The organism is Frankia sp. BMG5.23 (assembly GCF_000685765.2).
Taxonomy (GTDB): domain Bacteria; phylum Actinomycetota; class Actinomycetes; order Frankiales; family Frankiaceae; genus Frankia; species Frankia casuarinae.
Genome location: NZ_JDWE01000146.1, coordinates 1 through 2,018, shown reverse-complemented (window position 1 = coordinate 2,018; position 2,018 = coordinate 1). Strand labels below are relative to the sequence as shown.

1 protein-coding gene and 1 pseudogene are annotated in these 2,018 nt (G+C 59.3%); both read left to right on the top strand.

What is annotated here, in order from left to right:
- Positions 1 to 232: 232 nt before the first annotated feature.
- The gene (locus BMG523DRAFT_RS23995) at positions 233 to 1,378 is read left to right on the top strand and encodes an MBL fold metallo-hydrolase (protein WP_160323752.1); all 1,146 of its coding nucleotides are present in this window, start codon (positions 233 to 235) and stop codon (positions 1,376 to 1,378) included.
- Between the two features lie 556 nt (positions 1,379 to 1,934).
- Positions 1,935 to 2,018, top strand: a pseudogene (locus BMG523DRAFT_RS25070) (IS5/IS1182 family transposase); the annotation flags it as partial.

Below are 2,018 nucleotides of genomic sequence, written 5' to 3'. Positions count from 1 at the left end.
GAGCCCTAACCCCACCCACAAGCCGAAAACCACCCGACCGGCAACACCGGCCGGGCCTTCGGCCCGCCCACCCACGCCATCACCGAACTCTTACCTATAAAGCGTATTCGTAATTTGACTGGCCGCCCCACGACGACGTCTTCTATACATTTCCGCCGGCTTCCCGCCTAGCAGCCGTCGACCCTCTCTCGCGCGTTGGAAGCGGCTGCGGCGTATCGGGCGGAGCTGGGGTTTGACCATTAGAAGAGACTGCCCACCGGATGATGTTGTTGAAATTTCAATATTCGGCCCCGGCTTAGGTGAATGCTGCCTTCTGCATCTCGGATGGAATGAATGGATAATCGTCGATTCTTGCATCGACCAGCGCACCGGTGCACACCCAGCCCTTTCTTACTTGTCCGATATTGATGTATCTCCGGAGTCGGTAAAGCTGGTTGTTGCGACACACGCACACAATGATCATAATGCGGGGATATCCAACGTCGTTAGCGCCTGCATCAACGCAGATTTCGTCGTCTCGGCGGCGACTAGCGAAGAATTCTTCGGACTACTTATGGTTGATCGTAAGATCTCGGGGGTAGTAAGGCAATCTGCATACGATGAGTACCGGAAGGCTCAAGCAGTTCTTGCAGCGCGAGCACGCAATAGCGGTCGCGGAAGAGGCGTTCCCGCCTATCGTCGCGCACTCGCAGACCGTCCAATATACAGACGGACCGAGACCGCCGATCATAGAGCCGCAAACGTAATCGCGTTGTCCCCCTCCGATGAGGCGGTTACAAAAGCTGGCCAGTATGTGACGAGCCTGTACCCGGTACCTGGCGAGCCTCCTCGGAGGCTTGCGCCGCCCGACCCAAACACCTTGGCCGTAGCACTGTGGGTGGAAGTTGGTGATACTTCACTACTGCTCGGCTCGGATCTGACCCGAGGTCCCGGGAAAAATTCTGGCTGGGCCGCTGTCCTGGGCTCAAGTATGAAGCCGTCTTCAAAGGCAGAGGTTTTCAAGATTCCGCATCACGGATCACCAAACGCCCACCACGAAGACGTATGGTCGCAAATGCTCGTGGAGAACTGCGTAGCGCTAGTCGCTCCCTATCGCGCAGGTGTGACGCTTAGACCATCCCTCGACGACGCAAAAAGAATATGCAATCTTACGGATCGCGCCTATGTATCCGCGCGACCAACACTTCCTGCACAATCGGCTAAGCTCCGGCGGGCAGCATCTGGCCTAGCTACCCTCGCGCGCTCTATCCATGAGGTAGAGGGAATTCCCGGTCAGGTTCGAGCCCGCAAGAATCTTGCCGAGGGTGATTGGCGGATAGATGTCCAAAAGCCGGCGGTCAAGCTTGAGCACGCATACGAGGTAACCATACGTGATTGAAAGTTCCACACGCCCCATTAGTTGATCTTGGGTTGGAGTGTCAGAGGCCAATGGGTGTAGCCACGGCTGCAGTAACGTCCATGGAGGTCGACGGACATTGACGTCCACCAGCGGACTGCAGCGCCACGTTAAGCCTCTGGGGTGCTGGTATTTTCTGTGCCTTCTAAGCACCATGTGACGCCTGGGTTGGTCCGGCCGCTCGCGTCGGGTGCCCATTCCCCGGCTGGGCGCCCGATGATCTGACGGGTCACCGGCCGCGTCAAGGGCGCCCTTCGGGCGGTCCTTCGGACTGGCTGCGCCACCCTTGACCCGACCGGCGCCCCGCGCAGGCGAAGGCGCTGACCGGGGAACGGGACAAAGAAATGGGAGGCACGAGGAGCCGCCGTGGCCCCTCGGGTCGGTCCGCAGCCAGTGAGCCTTTCCCTGCAACGTTTGGTGACGCTCCGTGAGCGTCGCTGGGTGTGAGCGTCCCTGGGGGTGGAGACGATGAAGGCGCGGGGCTCCGGTAGGAAGTTGTTCCGACCAAAGAGCAACTCCGAAGGAACCCCACGCCTCGATGAGTTTCACATACACCGCCGAGCTGCCGTTCGGCGATCACACCGTTTTCCGTCTGGCGGGTCTTCTCGTGGCGGAGCGTCAA